Genomic DNA, 18,445 nt, shown 5'->3' with positions numbered 1-18,445 from the left:
AAAAAAGGGCCCTGCGCCGGGGGACGGCTCGTACGCCGAGGTCGCACGCTACGCACACGGCCGAGCCGTGTGACGCGGTGACACCAGACCTCAGACGAGCAACGTCCTACTCCTATCGGCGACAACAGAACCGTTATACACCGTAGGGTGCGGCCTGATCGGTGTCAACGGCTTATCGTGACCGCGAACAAGGAGGCCCCATGCCCTACGGCTCGCTCTCCCTGCCGAACCGGATCTTCCTGCTCGCCTGGGACACCGGCAAGGACCGGATCGCCGGCGCCCCTGACCTGCACTACGCGGTACGGGCCTGCGCGCTGGCGGAGCTGGCCCAGCGCGGACTCGTCTCGGACGTGGACGGCATCGTCACTCCGGTCTTCGGGGCACGCACCGGAGATCCGGGGCTCGACGTCGTCATCGAACTCATCGAGGAGTCGAGGCCCCGCAAGTGGCGCGGCTGGATCACCCACAAGTCCCGCCACACGATGGACGCGGTACGCGATCAGCTCGCGTCCGAGGGGTATCTGCGCACGGAGCGCACCCGGGTCCTGGGGATCTTCCCCTCCCGGCGCTACGAGCTGGAGCGCGCCGGATACGTCGAGGTCCTGCACGCCGAGGCGCTCGCGGTCCTGCGCGGTCCGGTGCCGGTCTCCGAGGTTCCCGCGGGCGACGCCGCCCTGGTGGTGTGCGCGGCGACGGGCAAGCTGCGCGGCGTCATCTCGGGCAAGGACCGCAGGCAGTACAAGGAGCGGCTCGAAGCGCTCACCGACCGCAGCGGGGCGCCGGGCCCCGAGCTCCCCGAGCTGATGCGGGCGCTGCGCAAGGCGCTGGCGTCGGCGGTGTCGTCCGCGGAGGCCGCCAGGTCGGGCGGCTGAGCCGCTCGCCGCAGCGGATCAGCAGGCGTCCCGCATCAGGTCGGCGAGGTCCTGGTCCAGGTCGAGGTGGAGATGCTCGTCGCCCGTGGGCACCAGGACCTGGGAGCGGTGCAGGAAGCGGCGCAGCTCGCCGGTGCGGATGTGCACGATCGCCGTGCCCTCGGGGGCGTGGAACTCCACGACGGTGCGGTCGAAGCCGTACGGGCGGACGCGGACGTCGCCGTCGCCCACCGTCTGCTCCATGCCCTGGGCGAGCAGCTCGCGAGCGAAGGTCCAGTAGACCTCGATGCCCTCGAGGGTCGCCGGGGCGGGGAAGCTCATCCGGACGGCGAACGGATCGCCCCGGTCGTAGTGCAGCGTCGCGGGAATGGTCGACATCCGCGGTGCGGCGGCGACGAGGCGGGCCTCTACGGCTTGCTCGATGCTGGTGGACAACGCCTGCTCCCTCACTGACAGCTGGACGACTCGGGTCGGCACTTGGATAGACGTCGGAATGACGGAATCCGTGCACGCGAACACGGAGTGACCTCGGTCACCGCACGCTCTTCACCGTCTTCACAGGAATCCCGGAAGGAATCCTGCGTTCCGGTGGTAACTTCGCCCGCCATGAAGTCTTTGGGGAAGACGAGGTGGGCGCGGTCCGTGGGCCGCGCGGTGTCGGTGGGACTGTGCGGGGCGGCTCTCGCCGCGACGGCGCTGTCCGTGCCGGGGTCCGCCCAGGCGGCGTCCGGGGAGCAGTCGTCCCCGCGGGGCGGGGGCGAGGACCTCGGCGGAGGCGGGGACCTCGCCCGGGGCGGGGACCTCGGCGGGGGCTGGGACCTCAAGGAGAGCGGCACCGACGCCCGCTTCCGCGGTCTCGCCGCCGTCAGCCGGAACACAGCCTGGGTGGCCGGGGCGAAAGGGACCGTGCTGCGTACGTCGGACGGCGGCGGGCACTGGCGGAACGTATCGCCGCCCGGAGCCGGAGAGCTGGAGTTCCGGGACATCGAGGCCTTCGACGGCCGCCGCGCCGTGGTCCTCGCCATCGGTGAGGGCGAGGCGTCGCGGGTCTTTCGCACGTCGGACGGCGGAGCGACCTGGACGGAGTCCTTCCGCAACACCGACCCGAAGGCCTTCTACGACTGCATGACGTTCTTCGACGGCCGCCACGGCCTGGCCATGAGCGACCCGGTGGACGGCAAGTACCGCATTCTGTCCACCGCCGACGGCGGCCGCTCCTGGAAGGTCCTGCCCAGCAAGGGCATGCCCGCCGCCCAGGAGGGGGAGTCGGGCTTCGCGGCGAGCGGCCAGTGTCTGGTGAGCTCCGGCTCCCGCGACGTGTGGCTGGCCACCGGGGGCGCGTCGCGCGCGCGTGTGCTGCACTCCACCGACCGCGGGCGCACCTGGCAGGCCACGGACGCGCCGATCCCGGCGGGCGACCCGGCGCGCGGTGTCTTCGGCCTCGCCTTCCGCGACCGTACGCACGGCATCGCGGTCGGCGGCGACTACCGCGCCGGCCAGCCGTCCCCGAAGGCCGCGGCCACCACCCGCGACGGCGGCCGCAGCTGGACCACGGCCACCGAGCCGCCGCCCGCCTACCGCTCCGGGGTGGCCTGGCTGCCCGGCAGCCGCCGTGGCGCGCTCGCGGTCGGGCCCACCGGTACGGACGTCACGTCGGACGGCGGCCGCAGCTGGCGGACGGTCGACCCGGGGTCGTACGACACAGTCGACTGCACTCGGGACCGGGCCTGCTGGGCGTCCGGCGAGAAGGGCCGGATCGCTCGCTGGGAGCGGGACTAGGGCAGCTGCTGCCGGTAGGGGGCGAGTGCCGGGGCCGTCTTCGTGGCGATGAACTCGGTGATGCGGTACTCGCACACCTCCGCGAGCACGAAGGGGTCGTTCGCCGCGATCTTCTCGATCGCCGCACGGTCGTCGGCCACGGCCAGGATCACACCGCCGTCGCGCGGGTTCTTGCGCCCGGAGGCGATGAAGACGCCCTGCGCGTACAGCTGGTCGAGCCAGGCGACGTGGGCCTCCAGCTCCTTGTCGACGGCGGACACGGGCGCGGTGTAGGTCAACTCGAGAACGAACATGATCGCGAGGCTACTGCGAATCCAGCCCGTCCGGCGGTCGAAGGGTGAGGGCCGCCTAGGCTTGCCCGCACGATGACAACGCACACGGTCACCTCCGAAACCCCCGCCGACTGGCCCACCGACGAACCGGCCGCCCGCGCGGTCCAGGACGGGCTCCGTGCCCGGGTCGTGCTCGACGAGGCGGGCCCCGAGCCAGGCACGGGACGTGTCACGGGTGTCGACGTCGCCTACGACGACGAGCGCGACCTGGTCGCCGCCGCGGTCGTCGTCCTGGACGCCGCGACGCTCGACGTCGTCGAGGAGGCCACCGCGGTGGGCCGCGTGGCCTTCCCGTACGTGCCGGGTCTGCTCGCCTTCCGTGAGATCCCCACCGTCCTCGCCGCCCTGGACGCGCTCGACGCGGCACCGGGCCTCGTCGTCTGCGACGGCTACGGCATCGCGCACCCCCGCAGGTTCGGCCTCGCGAGCCACCTCGGCGTCCTCACCGGCCTGCCCACGATCGGCGTCGCCAAGAACCCCTTCACGTTCACGTACGACGCTCCGGACGCGGCGCGGGGCAGCGCGGCCCCGCTCCTGGACGGAGACGAGGAGCTCGGCCGCGCCCTGCGCACCCGCGAGGGCGTCAAGCCGGTCTTCGTCTCCGTCGGCCATCGCGTGAGCCTGGACAATGCCTGCGCCCACACGCTCCGGCTGACGCCGCGCTACCGTCTTCCGGAGTCGACGCGCCGCGCGGACGCCCTGTGCCGCGCGGCCCTGCGCGAGGCGACCGGCGCGGCACCGGGCGAGGCGGCCGCTACCGCGACGCCGCCACCCGGAAGCTGAGCCCCGCCGCCGTCAGCCGCGCCGTCAGCGCGTCGCCCATCGCCACGGCGGTGGTCAGCTGCCCCGCCACGTCCGGCAGGTCGTCGTCGACGGCCAGGCACAGCGCCGCCTCGCCCAGCATCTTCGCCGTCTCGTCGTACCCCGGATCGCCGCCCGAGACCTCCGTGAACACCCGCTTGCCGCCGCCCTCGCCGACGAACCGTACGGAGAACCAGCTGTCCGCGCGCCGCTGCTCGCTCGGCCCCTCGCCCGGCTTCAGGCGCGACGACAACCAGCGCCGCGCGGGCGGCAGTTGGGCCGCGGCCACCAGACCGCTGACGGCCGCCGCGCCGCCCACCGCGAACGGCAGGGTCTTCACGGCCGCGTAGTGCCGGTAGCGGAAGTCGGGCCCGTAGCGCTCCAGGGCCCGCGCCGAGCGCTGCACCACCTGGGGGTCGATCGTCGGCAGGGGGAGGGCCCAGGCACCGACCTCGCCCGCGTACCGGGGAGCGCTCGGCGGCGCGTACGCCTTGCGGCCCACCAGGCGCGGCTCGTGCCGCCGCCGGTCGCGTGCGGCGGCCACCATCTGCGGCCCCCGGGCGAACTGGGCGAGCGCGGAGGCGAACGTACCCCCGGAGAACGTCGCGTTGCTGCGCACGAACCCGTCCACCCGCAGCGGCACACCCTCCGGGAGCTGGCGCACGGTGAAGTACGCGCCCAGGTCGTGCGGGACCGAGTCGAAGCCGCAGGAGTGCACGAGGCGCGCGCCGGTCTCCCGGGCGCGGGCGTCGTGCCGCACGTACGTGAGGTCGACGAACTCCGGCTCACCGGTGAGGTCCACGTAGTCCGTGCCCGCCTCGGCGCACGCGGCGACGAGTTCCTGGCCGTACTGGAGATAGGGCCCGACGGTCGTGGCCACCACGCGCGCGTGGCCCGCCATCTCCCGCAGGGTCACCGGGTCCGCCACGTCCGCGCGGACGAGGGGGAGCTCCGCGCAGGCCGGGTGGGCTTCGGCGAGCTTGTGCCGCAGCCGCTCCAGCTTCCCGGTGTCACGCCCCGCGATCGCCCAGCGCAGCCCTTCCGGGGCGTTCGCCGCGAGGTACTCCGCGGTGAGGACGCCCACGAAACCGGTGGCCCCGAAGAGCACGATGTCGTACGTGCGGTCCGCCGCACGCTCCTTGCCGTTGCCGTGCTGACTGGTCATGGCACCTCTCTGCCGTGCGCCCCGTGCCGATGTCGGTGGCCGAGGCTAGCGTGCGGAACAGGAGGGGTTACCAGGCGGTACCCCTGGACATTCCGCCGTCGAAGGGCCCGGCACCCCGGGTTCTCTCCCCACTTTTGTCTAAGCGCTTGCTTGCTAGGGTCTTGTGCGGAGTGGAACACGTTCTTAGCATCACTGGTGTTACATCAGTTGTGTCATAGCGCTGGGGGCTCAATGGCAGTGCCGGACAAGGGCGTTCACGGACCGCTCGCAGGAGTGCGCGTCGTCGAGCTGGCGGGCATCGGCCCGGGCCCGTTCGCGGCCATGCTGCTGGCCGACCTGGGCGCCGACGTCGTACGCGTCGATCGACCGGGCGGCGGCGGCCTCGCGATCAATCCCGAGTACGACGTCACCAACCGCAACAAACGCTCCGTGATCGTCGACCTCAAGGCGCCGGACGGCGCGGACCGCGTCCTCGACCTGGTCGACCGCGCAGATGTCCTCATCGAGGGCTACCGCCCCGGAGTCGCCGAGCGCCTCGGTGTCGGCCCCGACACCTGTCACGCCCGCAACCCCAGGCTCGTCTACGGACGGATGACCGGCTGGGGCCAGGAGGGGCCGCTCGCCCAACGCGCCGGGCACGACATCGCGTACATCGCGATCACCGGCACCCTCGGCATGATCGGCAACCCCGACGAGCCGCCCACCGTCCCCGCGAACCTCGTCGGCGACTACGCGGGCGGCTCGCTCTACCTCGTCGTCGGCATCCTCGCGGCGCTGCACCACGCGCGCGAGCACGGCACGGGCCAGGTCGTGGACGCCGCGATCGTCGACGGCACCGCCCACCTCACATCGATGATCCACGGCATGCTCGCGGCCGGCGGCTGGCAGGACCGGCGCGGCGCCAACCTCCTGGACGGCGGCTGCCCCTTCTACGGCAACTACGAGACCGCCGACGGCGGATACATGGCGGTCGGCGCGCTCGAGCAGCAGTTCTACGATGAGTTCATCGCACTGCTCGGCCTGACGGAGCAGGCGCCCGCGCGCAAGGACCTCGCCCGTTGGGGCGAGCTGCGCGAGGCGGTCGCCACCCGCTTCAAGGCCCGCACGCGTGCGCAGTGGACGGCCGTCTTCGAGGGCTCCGACGCGTGCGTCGCGCCCGTCCTCTCGCTGCGCGAGGCTCCGGACCACCCCCATCTCGCCGCCCGCGGCACCTTCGTCGACCACGGCGGCATCACGCAGCCCGCCCCCGCGCCCCGCTTCTCCTCGACCCCGACCCACGTCCGCGGCGGCCCCGCCCAGCCGGGCGCCGACACCGAGGCCGTGGCCCGCGACTGGGACGTACCGGCCCTCGTCCAGCAGTCCGCCACACCCACGAAGGAAGACAGCTGATGCAACTCTCCGCACCTCTCGCCTACGCGGGCGACCCGCGCCAGGCCGCCGACGACGTCGCGGCCCTGGAGTCCGCCGGTCTGGACGCCGTCTGGGTGGCGGAGGCGTACGGCTTCGACTCGCCCACCATCATGGGCTACCTGGCCGCGCGCACGGAGCGTATGAAGATCGGCGCCGCGATCCTCAACGTCTACTCGCGCACCCCGGCCCTCATCGCCCAGACGGCGGCCGGACTCGACGCGATCTCCGGCGGCCGGGCGATCATGGGGCTCGGCGCCTCGGGGCCGCAGGTCGTCGAGGGCTGGCACGGAAAGCCCTACGACAAGCCGCTGGCCCGCACCCGCGAGACCATCGAGCTGACCCGCCGCATCCTGCGCCGCGAGGTCATCGACCACCACGGCATCACGGACATGCCGCTGCCCAAGGAAAAGGGCGGCAAGCTGGGCAAGCCGCTGAAGATCCTCACCAAGCCGGTCCGCTCCGAAGTGCCCCTCTACGTGGCGTCCCTGGGCCCGGCCAACGTGCGCATGACCGCCGAGATCGCCGACGGCTGGCTCCCCACCCTGTTCATCCCGGAAAAGGCCCACCAGGTGTGGGGCGCCCCGCTCGCCGAGGGCAAGGAGAAGCGCGATCCGGCGCTCGGCCCGTTGCAGACGGTCGCGGGCGGCCTGCTCGCCATCGGTGACGACGCGGCGGCCGTACGGGATTTGGCCCGCCCCCAAATCGCCCTCTACGTAGGCGGCATGGGAGCGGTGGGGAAGAACTTCTACAACGACCTCGCGGTCGCGTACGGCTACGAGAAGGAAGCCAAGCTCATCCAGGAGCTGTATCTCTCCGGCAAGAAGAAGGAAGCCGAGGCAGCCGTCCCGGCCGAGTTCTGCGAGCTCATGTCGCTGTGCGGCCCGGAGAGCTACGTCCGCGAGCGCGTCGAGGCCTTCCGCGCGGCGGGCGTCGACATGCTCAACGTCATTCCCGTCGGCCCCGAGCCGGCCACATTGATCGAGACCGTCAAGGGCTGGCTCTAGGAGGCCGAACGTGAAGCGACAGATCTTCTCCGCCGAACACGAGGCGTTCCGCGAGACCGTCCGCACCTTCCTCGCCAAGGAGGTGCTGCCCCACTACGAGGAGTGGGAGAAGGACGGCATCGTCAGCCGTGACGCCTGGCTCGCAGCGGGCAAGCAGGGGCTGCTCGGGCTCGCCGTGCCCGAGGAGTTCGGCGGCGGCGGGAACACCGACTTCCGCTACAGCGCCGTCCTCGCCGAGGAGTTCACCCGCGCGGGCACGGCCGGGCTCGCGCTCGGCCTGCACAACGACATCATCGGCCCCTACCTCACCTCCCTGGCCACCGACGACCAGAAGCGGCGCTGGCTGCCCGGCTTCTGCTCCGGCGAGATCATCACGGCCATCGCGATGACGGAGCCCGGCGCGGGCTCCGACCTCCAGGGCATCCGCACCACCGCCACCGACCAGGGCGACCACTGGCTGCTCAACGGCTCCAAGACGTTCATCTCGAACGGCATCCTCGCCGACCTCGTGGTCGTCGTCGCCAAGACCTCCCCGGAGGGCGGCGCCAAGGGGCTGTCCCTCCTGGTCGTCGAGCGCGGCATGGACGGCTTCGAGCGGGGCCGCAACCTCGACAAGATCGGCCAGAAGTCCCAGGACACCGCCGAGCTGTTCTTCAACGACGTACGCGTCCCCAAGGAGAACCTCCTCGGCGACCTCGACGGCGCCTTCATCCACCTGATGACCAACCTCGCGCAGGAGCGCATGGGCATCGCCGTCGCGGGGATCGCCGCCGCCGAGCACCTCCTGGACATCACCACGACGTACGTCAAGGAGCGCGAGGCCTTCGGGCGCCCGCTCTCCAAGCTCCAGCACATCCGCTTCGAGATCGCCGAGATGGCCACCGAATGCGCCGTCACCCGTTCGTTCCTCGACCGCTGCATCGTCGATCACTCGAACGGGGAACTCGACGCCGTGCACGCGTCGATGGCCAAGTGGTGGGCCACCGAACTGCAGAAACGCGTCGCGGACCGCTGCCTGCAACTGCACGGCGGGTACGGCTACATGACCGAGTACCGCGTCGCCAAGGCCTTCACCGACGGCCGCATCCAGACGATCTACGGAGGTACGACCGAGATCATGAAGGAGATCATCGGCCGCTCCCTGCTCGCCTGAGCCTTCCCCACCCTCACCTGCACAGTTCTTTGCGAAAGGCTGCTGTCTTGACCACCGAAGCGTACGTATACGACGCGATCCGCACCCCGCGCGGACGCGGCAAGGCCAATGGCGCCCTGCACGGCACCAAGCCGATCGACCTCGTCGTCGGCCTGATCCACGAGATCCGGGCGCGGTTCCCCGCCCTGGACCCGGCGGCCGTCGACGACATCGTCCTCGGCGTCGTCGGCCCCGTCGGCGACCAGGGCTCCGACATCGCGCGGATCGCGGCCATCGCCGCGGGGCTCCCCGACACCGTCGCGGGCGTCCAGGAGAACCGCTTCTGTGCCTCGGGTCTCGAAGCGGTCAACATGGCCGCGATGAAGGTGCGCTCGGGCTGGGAGGACCTCGTCCTGGCGGGCGGCGTCGAGTCGATGTCGCGCGTCCCGATGGCCTCGGACGGCGGCGCCTGGTTCGCCGACCCGATGACCAACTACGAGACGGGCTTCGTGCCGCAGGGCATCGGCGCCGACCTCATCGCCACCGTCGAGGGCTACTCGCGGCGTGACGTCGACGAGTACGCCGCCCTGTCCCAGGAGCGCGCCGCGGCCGCCTGGAAGGACAACCGCTTCGAGAAGTCCGTCGTGCCGGTGAAGGACCGCAGCGGCCTGGTCGTCCTCGACCACGACGAGTACATGCGCCCCGGCACCACCGCCGACTCGCTCGCCAAGCTGAAGCCGTCCTTCAAGGACATCGGCGACCTCGGCGGCTTCGACGCCGTCGCGCTGCAGAAGTACCACTGGGTCGAGAAGATCGACCACGTCCACCACGCGGGCAACTCCTCCGGCATCGTGGACGGCGCCGCCCTGGTCGCCATCGGCACCAAGGAGGTCGGCGAGCGCTACGGTCTCACGCCGCGCGCCCGGATCGTCTCCGCGGCCGTCTCCGGCTCCGAGCCGACCATCATGCTCACCGGTCCCGCCCCTGCCGCGCGCAAGGCGCTCGCCAAGGCGGGTCTGACCATCGATGACATCGACCTCGTCGAGATCAACGAAGCGTTCGCGGCGGTCGTCCTCCGTTTCGTCAAGGACATGGGCCTGTCCCTGGACAAGGTCAACGTCAACGGCGGCGCGATCGCGTTGGGCCATCCCCTGGGTGCGACCGGGGCGATGATCCTGGGGACGCTGGTCGATGAGCTGGAGCGTCAGGACAAGCGGTACGGCCTGGCCACGTTGTGCGTCGGCGGAGGCATGGGCATCGCCACGATCGTGGAGCGGGTCTCTGGCTAAGCGCCGGTAGGGCTGTTGACCATCGCCGACTGCGGGCACGTCGTGGCTGGTCGCGCAGTTCCCCGCGCCCCTGAGAGGCGCACTTCGTGCGGCATCTCATCGGGGAAGGCTGCGCGCAGCGCATGCCTTCAGGGGCGCGGGGAACTGCGCGAGCAACCCACCACGACCCGCAGACGGCGACGGAGCACGGCAGCCCACCCCAGTAGCCGCTCACCCCGCCCCAAAGACTTCACGGAGACAAGACCATGACCGAAAGCACGACCATCCGCTGGGAACAGGACGACACCGGCGTCGTCACGCTCGTACTCGACGACCCCAACCAGTCCGCGAACACCATGAACCAGGCGTTCAAGGACTCCATCGCGGCGATCGCCGAACGCGCGGAGGCCGAGAAGGACTCCATCCGCGGCATCATCTACACCTCCGCCAAGAAGACCTTCTTCGCGGGCGGTGACCTCAAGGACATGATGCAGGCGGGCCCCGAGAACGCGCAGGACGCGTTCGAGGCGGGCGTCGCCATCAAGAGCTCCCTGCGCCGCATCGAGACCCTGGGCAAGCCGGTCGTCGCCGCCATCAACGGCGCGGCCCTGGGCGGCGGTTACGAGATCGCCCTGGCCAGCCACCACCGCGTCGCGCTCGACGCGCCCGGATCCAAGATCGGCCTGCCCGAGGTCACCCTCGGCCTGCTCCCGGCGGGCGGCGGCGTGACCCGCACCGTACGCCTGATGGGCATCGCGGACGCGCTCCTCAAGGTGCTCCTCCAGGGCACCCAGTACTCCCCGAAGCGCGCCCTGGAGAACGGCCTCGTCCACGAAGTGGTGGCCGACCGCGACGAGATGCTCGCCAAGGCCCGCGCCTTCATCGACGCCAACCCCGAGTCACAGCAGCCCTGGGACAAGCCCGGCTACCGCATCCCCGGAGGCACCCCGGCCAACCCGAAGTTCGCGGCGAACCTGCCCGCGTTCCCGGCCAACCTGAAGAAGCAGATCAACGGCGCCCCCTACCCGGCCCCGCGCAACATCCTCGCGGCGGCCGTCGAGGGCTCGCAGGTCGACTTCGAGACCGCGCTGACCATCGAGGCCCGGTACTTCACCGAGCTGGTCACCGGGCAGACCGCGAAGAACATGATCCAGGCGTTCTTCTTCGACCTCCAGGCCGTCAACTCCGGCGCCAACCGCCCCAAGGGCATCGAGGCCCGCCCGGTCCGCAAGGCCGCCGTCCTGGGCGCCGGGATGATGGGCGCGGGCATCGCCTACTCGTGCGCCCGCGCGGGCATCGAGGTCGTCCTGAAGGACGTCTCCGCCGAGGCCGCCGCCAAGGGCAAGGCCTACTCCGAGAAGCTGTGTGCCAAGGCGGTGCAGCGAGGGCGTACAACCCAGGAGAAGGCCGACGCGCTCCTCGCCCGCATCACGCCGACCGCCGATCCGCAGGATCTCGCGGGCTGCGACGCCGTGATCGAGGCGGTCTTCGAGGACACCTCGCTCAAGCACAAGGTGTTCCAGGAGATCCAGGACGTCATCGAACCGGACGCGCTGCTCTGCTCCAACACCTCGACGCTGCCGATCACCCAGCTCGCCGAGGGCGTCACGCGGCCCGTCGACTTCATCGGCCTGCACTTCTTCTCGCCCGTCGACAAGATGCCGCTCGTCGAGATCATCAAGGGCGAGCGGACCGGGGACGAGGCGCTCGCCCGCGCCTTCGACCTCGTCCGCCAGATCAACAAGACGCCGATCGTCGTGAACGACTCGCGTGGCTTCTTCACCTCGCGCGTCATCGGGCACTTCATCAACGAAGGCGTCGCGATGGTCGGCGAGGGCATCGAGCCCGCGTCGATCGAGCAGGCCGCGGCCCAGGCGGGCTACCCGGCGAAGGTCCTCTCCCTGATGGACGAGCTGACCCTCACCCTGCCGCGCAAGATCCGCAACGAGACCAAGCGCGCCGTCGAGGAGGCCGGCGGCACGTGGGCCGGGCACCCCTCGGACTCCGTCATCGACCGCATGGTCGACGAGTTCGAGCGCCCCGGCCGGAGCGGGGGAGCGGGCTTCTACGACTACGTGGACGGCAAGCGCGCGGGCCTGTGGCCGGGGCTGCGCGAGCACTTCACCAAGCCGGGCACGGAGATCCCGTTCAAGGACATGCAGGAGCGCATGCTCTTCTCCGAGTCGCTCGACACCGTGCGCCTGGTCGAGGAGGGCGTCCTGACGTCCGTCGCGGATGCCAACATCGGCTCCATCTTCGGCATCGGCTTCCCCGGCTGGACCGGTGGTGTGCTCCAGTACATCAACGGCTACGAAGGCGGCCTGCCCGGCTTCGTGGCCCGCGCGCGTGAGCTGGCCGACCGTTACGGGGAGCGGTTCACGCCGCCCGCGCTCCTTGTCGAAAAGGCCGACAAGGGCGAGAAGTTCAGCGACGCCTGACCCTCTTCACCTGCGGTTCCACCCCCTCGGGGGCGGAACCGCAGGTCTTCGCGCCCGCGTCGCCAAGGCGATCCTGCCGCCCGCCGACACCATGCCCGCCGCTCTGCGCACCGTCAGCACGGAACTGCACAGCCGCGCCAAGGCACCTTCCGTGTGCAAGGACCCGGGCGGCAGGTGCAAGAACGCCGTCGCCAACGGTCAGGTCGGCTACCGCAGCAACGGCAGGACCTGGGCGTTCTCGCCGAGGTCTGCGCACAGTGGCTGCGGCAGGCCTCGCAGGGCGAGACGCCGACCGCCACCGCGGCCAACGCCACGGTCTAGCAGACGGCGCAGCAACCGGACGGCGAGTGGCTCAGGTCTCCTTGAGCCACTCCCGCAGCTCCTCCTTGAGGGAGCGCTGGAACGCCGTCACCAGGGCCTGCACCACCATCGGCTGCATATGGGCCGACAGGGAGCGCATCGCCGCCACGTGCTCCGGGTCCGACTCCCGGTCCCGGTAGGGCCCCCACACCTCGTCGCGGAAGAGCCGGGAGAGCTCGACCGCGGCCGAGCGGGTGTGCTCCATCAGGACCGTGCGCGCCGCCAGGATGGTCTCGTGCGCGATGGGCACGTCGAGCAGTTCCACGCCCAGGCGCAGCAGCCCCGGATCCACGCGGTACGACCCCTGGTGCTCCGTCGGCGCGACGACCCCCATCGCCGAGAGCCGGTCCAGGTCCGCCCCGTTCAGCGCACGCCCCGCCCTGCGCTCCAGCTCGGCGTGGTCGGTTTCCTCGGCCGAGTCGGGAGCCCAGGAGGCCACCACCGCACGGTGGATGGCCAGATCGTGGGCGCTCAGATCAGGCGGCAGCTGTTCCAGGTACCGCTCGATCGCGGCCAGCGTCATGCCCTGGTGCTGCAGCTCCTCGATGAGCCCGAGCCGCGACAGATGCTCCTGGCCGTAGTGACCGACCCGGCGCGGGCCGATCACGGGTGGCGGCAGCAGACCCTTGGTGCTGTAGAAGCGGATCGTGCGGACGGTGACACCCGCGCGCGCGGCCAGCTCGTCGACCGTGAGCGTCGGCTCGGTCGGCTCGTCGGTGTCTGACGTCGTCGTCATCGTCATGGCAGCGCATCGCCTCCCCAGTTGTGCACCGATCAGGTGCAACAGTATTGCTGTCTCACCACTGTTGTGAAAGCGTCCGGCCCCGTCACTTGCTTCGTCGATGACGCCAGGAGGCGGTCATGACCACGATCCTGCGACTTCCCGGGGAACCCGCCGACATCACCCTCCCCGCCCTGCTGCTCCGCAACGCCGAGGACCATGGTGACCGCCCCGCGCTCTCCTGGCGCGCCACCCCCGAAGGGGAGTGGACGACCCTGACCTGGCGCGAAGCACGCCGCAAGGTCGCCGTCCTCGCCGCCGGGTACACGGCGCTCGGCGTACGGCGCGGCGAACACGTCCTCATGATGATGGGCAACCGCCCCGAACACTGGCTGAGCGATCTCGCCCTCGTGCACCTCGGCGCGGTCCCCGTCACCGTGTACGGCACGTCGGCCCCCGAGCAGATCGCGCACATCGTCCGGCACAGCCGCGCCCGCTTCGCGATCATCGAGGGCGCCCGCGAGCTGGAACGCTGGGAGCCGCTCCTGTCGGACCCCGACAGCCCGATCGAGCGCCTAGTGGTCGTCGAGGCGGCCGACGCGGGCCCGCACCGCACGTACGGCTCCCTGCACGCCACCGGTAGCCGGCTGTTCGACCCGGACACCTTCGAGAAGGCCTGGCGCGAGTCCCGGGCCGAGGACCCGCTGACCGTCGTCTACACCTCGGGTACCACCGGCGACCCCAAGGGCGTCCGCATCACGCACCGCAACGTCGTTCTCAACGGCGTCGCCCTGGACGCGGTCGTCGAGCTGCCCGACTTCGTGGAGCACATCAGCTACCTCCCGTTCGCACACGTCGCCGAGCGCATGCTGGGCATCTACCTGCCCGTGTTCCGCGTCTCGCACGTGTACCTGTGCGCGGATCCGGCGGCCGTCGCGGCGACCGCGCGCGAGCTGCGGCCCGCGCAGTTCTTCGGGGTCCCGCGCGTGTGGGAGAAGCTGGCCGCGTCCGTGAAGGCCGTGCTCGCGGGGCTGCCGCAGGAGCAGCGGGAGGCGATCGAGGCGGCGAACGAGACGGCACGCGCGCGTGTGGACTGCGTCGAGCGCGGTGAGGAACCGCCGGCCGGCCTGGAGGCGGCGTACCGGGAGGCCAAGGCGAAGACCATCGACCCGCTGCTCTCCCTGGCCGGCTTCGACCGCCTGGTGTGGACCGCGAGCGCGGCGGCCTCGATGCCCCTGGACGTCGTGCGCTTCTGGGCGGGCTTCGACATCGTGATCATGGACGCGTGGGGTCTCACGGAGACGACCGGCGTCGTCACCATCAACACCCCGGCCGCCTTCCGGCTCGGCTCGGTCGGCAAACCCCTGGACGGCCTGGAGATCCGCACCACCGACGACGGCGAGATCCTGGTGCGCGGCGCGACGGTCTTCGACGGCTATCTGCTGCCCGACGGCGGCGTCGATTCGGCCTGCGACGCGGACGGCTGGTTCGCCACCGGTGACGTCGGGCGGATCGACGAGGACGGCTTCCTCTGGCTCACCGACCGCAAGAAGGAACTGATCGTGACGTCGACGGGAAAGAACGTCTCGCCCGCACTCGTCGAGAACACCCTCAAGGAGCACCCCCTCATAGGCCAGGCCCTCGTCCACGGCGACGGCCGTTCCTACCTGGTCGCGCTGCTCGTCCTGGACGCCGAGATGGCCCCGGTGTGGGCGGCCTCCCGGGGGATCACGGGCGACCTGATGGCGAGCGAGGCCGTACAGGAAGAGGTCGCGCGCGCCGTCGAGGCGGCCAACGCACGCCTCAACCGCACCGAGCAGATCAAGCGCTACCGGCTCCTGGGGGAGGAGTGGGGCCCCGAGACCGGGGAGCTGACACCCTCACTGAAGCTGCGCCGCAGGGTCATCCGGGAGAAGTACGCGGACGCCATCAGCGCGCTGTACCCCCAGTGATTCACGAGCCCTACACCTGGTGATCATCGGGTGTACAGCCCCTGCCCACCATGTGAGAAGTTCCGCTATGTGACGTGCGCCACCGCATGTCCGGCGATCTCTGGGGGAAGGTGTCGCGTCGGTCCACGCACATCAGGGGTGTCGTGGACCGGAGCACATCCGGACACCGGAGTTTTCCGGGCACCAGAGAGTAGACCCCCCACGTGAGCAAGGAAGCCGTAGACACGGCCGCTGCGGACGCATCCCGCACAGATGCGTCCCAGGCCCCCGCGGACGCGGGCGACGCCGGTTACAGCAAGGACCTCAAGGCCCGCCACGTCAACATGATCGCGATCGGTGGCGCGATCGGAACTGGACTCTTTCTCGGTGCGGGCGGCCGCCTGCACTCCGCGGGCCCCGCGCTCGCCGTCGCGTACCTCGTGTGCGGCATATTCGCCTTCTTCGTCGTGCGCGCCCTCGGCGAGATGGTCATCTACCGGCCGTCGTCGGGTTCGTTCGTCTCGTACGCGCGTGAGTTCCTCGGCGAGAAGGGCGCCTACGTCGCCGGCTGGATGTACTTCCTCAACTGGTCGACCACCGGCATCGCCGACATCACCGCGATCGCGCTCTACACGCACTACTGGAGCTTCTTCACCGACATCCCCCAGTGGGTGCTCGCACTGATCGCCCTCGCCGTCGTCCTCGTGATCAACCTGATCTCGGTGAAGTACTTCGGCGAGATGGAGTTCTGGTTCGCGATCGTCAAGGTCGCGGCCCTGGTCGCCTTCATGCTCATCGGCATATTCCTGCTGGTCACCCAGCACGACGTCGACGGCCAGACGCCCGGCCTGAGTGTGATCACCGACAACGGCGGCTTCCTGCCGCACGGCCTGATGCCGGTCGTGATCGTCATGCAGGGTGTCGTCTTCGCGTACGCCTCGCTCGAACTGGTCGGCGTCGCGGCGGGCGAGACCGCCGAGCCGCAGAAGGTCGTCCCGCGCGCGGTGAACTCCATCATGTGGCGCGTGGGCCTCTTCTACGTCGGCTCGGTCATCCTCCTTGCGCTGCTGCTCCCGGGGTCGGTGTACTCGGCGGACCAGAGCCCGTTCGTGACGGTCCTCTCCAAGATCGGCGTCCCCGCGGCCGGTGACGTGATGAACCTGGTCGTCCTCACGGCGGCGATGTCCTCGCTGAACTCGGGCCTGTACTCCACGGGCCGCATCCTGCGCTCGATGGCGATGGCCGGTTCGGCGCCGAAGTTCACCGCGAAGATGAACAAGAGCCAGGTCCCCTACGGCGGCATCCTGCTCACCTCCGCGGTGTGCGTGCTCGGCGTCGGCCTGAACTTCCTCATGCCGAGCCAGGCCTTCGAGATCGTCCTGAACGTGGCGTCCCTCGGCATCATCAGCACCTGGGTGATCATCATGATCTGTCACCTGGCGTTCGTCCGCCGCGCCAAGGAAGGCGTGATCACCCGCCCGAGCTTCCGGCTCCCGGGCAGCCCGGTCACGGAGATCGTCACGATCGCCTTCCTGCTGGCCGTGCTCGGCCTGATGTGGAAGGACCCCGAGATCGGCCGCAAGACGCTCTACCTCATCCCGATCATCGGGGCGGCGCTTGCCGTGGGCTGGTACGCCATCCGCAAGAGGGTGGACCGCGAGGCGGCGGGCCTCACGAAGTAGCAGTTCAACGGCCACGGCCAGTGGCAGCGCCCACGGTGGCGTCACGTCGGACACCACACATGTCCGAGGTGGCGCCACCGCGCTGTTCGGGGGCGGCACGGCGGGGGAGTGGCGGGAATCACTCAACTGCCGTGCAGATGCGCGTTGTTGTGCACGGATGAGCGGGTAGATCGGCGGCATGCAGCTCATTCCCATGGAGATCGGTCCCCTCAACCCGGATGTCGAGAGTCTCGTGGTCGGAGCCGTCCTGTTCGGCCCCGTCTACTTCTTCGTCCGGCGCATGGTCCTGCGCGTCAATCGCGTACTCGACGAACGCGCCACGATCCTCGAAGGGGTCACCGGCGGACCGGCGGCGGAACTGCGCCGCGAGGCCGAGCGGATACGCGCCGAGCACGAGGCGACGCTGGCCGAGGCCCGGCACGAGGCCGCGCGGCTGCGCCAGGGGGCCCGCGAGGAAGGCGCAGCCCTGATCGCCGCCGCCCGGGTGGACGGCGTGCGGGAGCGCGATGAACTACTGGCCGACGGGAAGGCCGGGATCGAGTCCGAGCGGGCGTCGGCGGACATCGAACTGCGCCTCCACGTACCGGAGTTGGCCTCCGAGCTGGCGAGCAGGATCGTGGGGGAGCCGGTCGTCACGGCGACGGGTTCCGGCCGCTAGGGGGACACTTTCGCGTCCCGCCCGGCGCCGGACGGCCCACCGGTCTGGCGCCGCGCGTGCCGTCACGTCAGGCTCGCGGCATGGAACTCATGGTGCCGGTCAAGGACGGCGAGGTCTGGGCGGAGGACTCGGGAGGCCCAGGAGGCCCGGGTGGTCCTGGCGGTGATGCGCCGCCGTTGGTCCTGTTGCATCCGGGGGTCGCGGACTCGCGCGTCTGGGACCGGATCCTGCCGCGCCTGGCGAGGGGCCGCCGGGTCATCCGCTACGACGCGCGGGGATACGGCAGGTCTCCCGCCCCCACCGCGCCGTTCTCGCTTGTCGACGACCTCGTCGCGGTCCTCGACCACTTCGACGTCGCACGGGCGTTCCTCGCGGCTTCGAGCATGGGCGGCACCACGTCCATCGGCCTCGCGCTGAGCGACCCCGCCAGGGTGGCCGGGCTCGCCCTGCTGGTCCCCGGCATCACCGGCAACCCGGACTTCACCATGGCGGAGTTCACCGCGGAGGTGGGCCGGCTCGCGCAGGCGGGCGACATGGACGGCCTGGTGGCCCTGGTGAGGCGCACGTCGGCCGCCGCCGGAACCGGTGACGACCCCGTGGCGGAGGCGCTCATCAGGGCGGTGCTCCCGGCCTGGTTCGCCGTCCACCCCCACCAGGTGCCCGACCCGCCCGCCTTCGACCGGCTCGGCGAGCTCGACGTGCCGTGCGTCCTCGCCCTGGGGGAGCGCGACGCCCCCGAGGTGGTCCGCTGCAACGAGGAGATGGCGGCCCGTATCCCGGGCTGCCGGCTTGTGCGGCTGCGCGACAGCGACCACTTCCCGACGCTGCGCGAGCCGGACGCGGTCGTCGACATCATCCTGGAGTCGTACGCGGTCGCGCGGTAGTAAGTGCG

At 70.8% G+C, this 18,445-nt stretch carries 17 protein-coding genes; 13 read left to right on the top strand and 4 right to left on the bottom strand.

The features are described 5' to 3' along the window. Nucleotides 1-200 precede the first annotated feature (200 nt). Entirely contained in the window at nt 201-872 is a 672-nt protein-coding gene (locus AB0E78_RS09280) for a GPP34 family phosphoprotein (protein WP_361829916.1), read from the top strand. Between the two features lie 18 nt (nt 873-890). Here the strand turns inward: AB0E78_RS09280 and AB0E78_RS09275 are convergent, their stop codons facing one another. Continuing rightward, a complete protein-coding gene (locus AB0E78_RS09275; RefSeq protein WP_361829914.1) occupies nt 891-1,307 on the bottom strand; it encodes an SsgA family sporulation/cell division regulator in 417 nt (138 codons plus the stop codon). Nucleotides 1,308-1,478: 171 nt separating this feature from the next. Between AB0E78_RS09275 and AB0E78_RS09270 the strand changes: the two genes are divergently transcribed. Continuing rightward, the gene (locus tag AB0E78_RS09270) at nt 1,479-2,651 is read left to right on the top strand and encodes an oxidoreductase (protein ID WP_361829912.1); all 1,173 of its coding nucleotides are present in this window, start codon (nt 1,479-1,481) and stop codon (nt 2,649-2,651) included. Here the strand turns inward: AB0E78_RS09270 and AB0E78_RS09265 are convergent. Beyond that, nucleotides 2,648-2,944: a YciI family protein gene (locus tag AB0E78_RS09265; RefSeq protein WP_361829910.1), complete on the bottom strand. Its 297-nt coding sequence runs from the start codon at nt 2,942-2,944 to the stop codon at nt 2,648-2,650. The genes AB0E78_RS09270 and AB0E78_RS09265 overlap by 4 nt on opposite strands. A 72-nt stretch (nt 2,945-3,016) precedes the next feature. Here AB0E78_RS09265 and nfi point away from each other — a divergent pair, with 72 nt between their 5' ends. After that, on the top strand, nt 3,017-3,766 hold the full coding sequence (gene nfi, locus AB0E78_RS09260) for a deoxyribonuclease V (RefSeq protein ID WP_361829908.1): 750 nt from the start codon (nt 3,017-3,019) through the stop codon (nt 3,764-3,766). Here the strand turns inward: nfi and AB0E78_RS09255 are convergent. Next, on the bottom strand, nt 3,738-4,949 hold the full coding sequence (locus AB0E78_RS09255) for a saccharopine dehydrogenase NADP-binding domain-containing protein (RefSeq protein WP_361829906.1): 1,212 nt from the start codon (nt 4,947-4,949) through the stop codon (nt 3,738-3,740). The genes nfi and AB0E78_RS09255 overlap by 29 nt on opposite strands. Nucleotides 4,950-5,180: 231 nt before the next feature. Here AB0E78_RS09255 and AB0E78_RS09250 point away from each other — a divergent pair, with 231 nt between their 5' ends. From AB0E78_RS09250 to AB0E78_RS09225, 6 genes are all read left to right on the top strand, one after another. Next, nucleotides 5,181-6,338, top strand: coding sequence for a CaiB/BaiF CoA-transferase family protein (locus AB0E78_RS09250; RefSeq protein WP_361829904.1), 1,158 nt, complete (start codon nt 5,181-5,183; stop codon nt 6,336-6,338). After that, the gene (locus AB0E78_RS09245) at nt 6,338-7,363 is read left to right on the top strand and encodes an LLM class F420-dependent oxidoreductase (RefSeq protein WP_361829902.1); all 1,026 of its coding nucleotides are present in this window, start codon (nt 6,338-6,340) and stop codon (nt 7,361-7,363) included. The genes AB0E78_RS09250 and AB0E78_RS09245 overlap by 1 nt, the downstream gene beginning before the upstream one ends. A 10-nt stretch (nt 7,364-7,373) precedes the next feature. Next, nucleotides 7,374-8,516 (top strand): acyl-CoA dehydrogenase family protein, encoded by a 1,143-nt coding sequence (locus tag AB0E78_RS09240; RefSeq protein WP_361829901.1) that lies wholly within the window; start codon nt 7,374-7,376, stop codon nt 8,514-8,516. Nucleotides 8,517-8,563: 47 nt separating this feature from the next. Then, nucleotides 8,564-9,784, top strand: coding sequence for an acetyl-CoA C-acetyltransferase (locus AB0E78_RS09235; protein WP_361829899.1), 1,221 nt, complete (start codon nt 8,564-8,566; stop codon nt 9,782-9,784). A gap of 245 nt (nt 9,785-10,029) precedes the next feature. Further along, complete coding sequence (locus tag AB0E78_RS09230) at nt 10,030-12,201, top strand: 3-hydroxyacyl-CoA dehydrogenase NAD-binding domain-containing protein (RefSeq protein ID WP_361829897.1); 2,172 nt, start codon at nt 10,030-10,032, stop codon at nt 12,199-12,201. A 174-nt stretch (nt 12,202-12,375) separates the two neighbouring features. Then, a complete protein-coding gene (locus AB0E78_RS09225) occupies nt 12,376-12,522 on the top strand; it encodes a hypothetical protein (RefSeq protein ID WP_361829895.1) in 147 nt (48 codons plus the stop codon). A 31-nt stretch (nt 12,523-12,553) separates the two neighbouring features. Here the strand turns inward: AB0E78_RS09225 and AB0E78_RS09220 are convergent, their stop codons facing one another. Further along, nucleotides 12,554-13,297, bottom strand: a complete 744-nt coding sequence (locus tag AB0E78_RS09220; protein WP_361830433.1) for a MerR family transcriptional regulator — start codon at nt 13,295-13,297, stop codon at nt 12,554-12,556. 125 nt (nt 13,298-13,422) lie between these two features. Between AB0E78_RS09220 and AB0E78_RS09215 the strand changes: the two genes are divergently transcribed. The 4 genes from AB0E78_RS09215 (at nt 13,423) to AB0E78_RS09200 (ending at nt 18,437) form a co-directional block, all read left to right on the top strand. Next, nucleotides 13,423-15,234, top strand: coding sequence for an AMP-dependent synthetase/ligase (locus AB0E78_RS09215; protein ID WP_361829893.1), 1,812 nt, complete (start codon nt 13,423-13,425; stop codon nt 15,232-15,234). A gap of 203 nt (nt 15,235-15,437) precedes the next feature. Then, nucleotides 15,438-16,895 carry an amino acid permease gene (locus AB0E78_RS09210; protein WP_361829892.1) on the top strand — a complete coding sequence of 486 codons (1,458 nt, stop codon included), beginning with the start codon at nt 15,438-15,440 and terminating at the stop codon, nt 16,893-16,895. A gap of 178 nt (nt 16,896-17,073) precedes the next feature. Continuing rightward, nucleotides 17,074-17,553: a hypothetical protein gene (locus AB0E78_RS09205; protein WP_361829890.1), complete on the top strand. Its 480-nt coding sequence runs from the start codon at nt 17,074-17,076 to the stop codon at nt 17,551-17,553. Between the two features lie 80 nt (nt 17,554-17,633). Further along, nucleotides 17,634-18,437 (top strand): alpha/beta hydrolase, encoded by an 804-nt coding sequence (locus AB0E78_RS09200; protein WP_361829889.1) that lies wholly within the window; start codon nt 17,634-17,636, stop codon nt 18,435-18,437. Nucleotides 18,438-18,445 lie beyond the last annotated feature (8 nt).

Origin of the sequence: Streptomyces sp. NPDC032198 (assembly GCF_040636975.1) — a bacterium.
In the GTDB taxonomy this organism is placed as follows: Bacteria; Actinomycetota; Actinomycetes; order Streptomycetales; family Streptomycetaceae; genus Streptomyces.
Note: the sequence above shows the minus strand (reverse complement) of the source record. Positions and strands in the feature narration are given on the sequence as shown.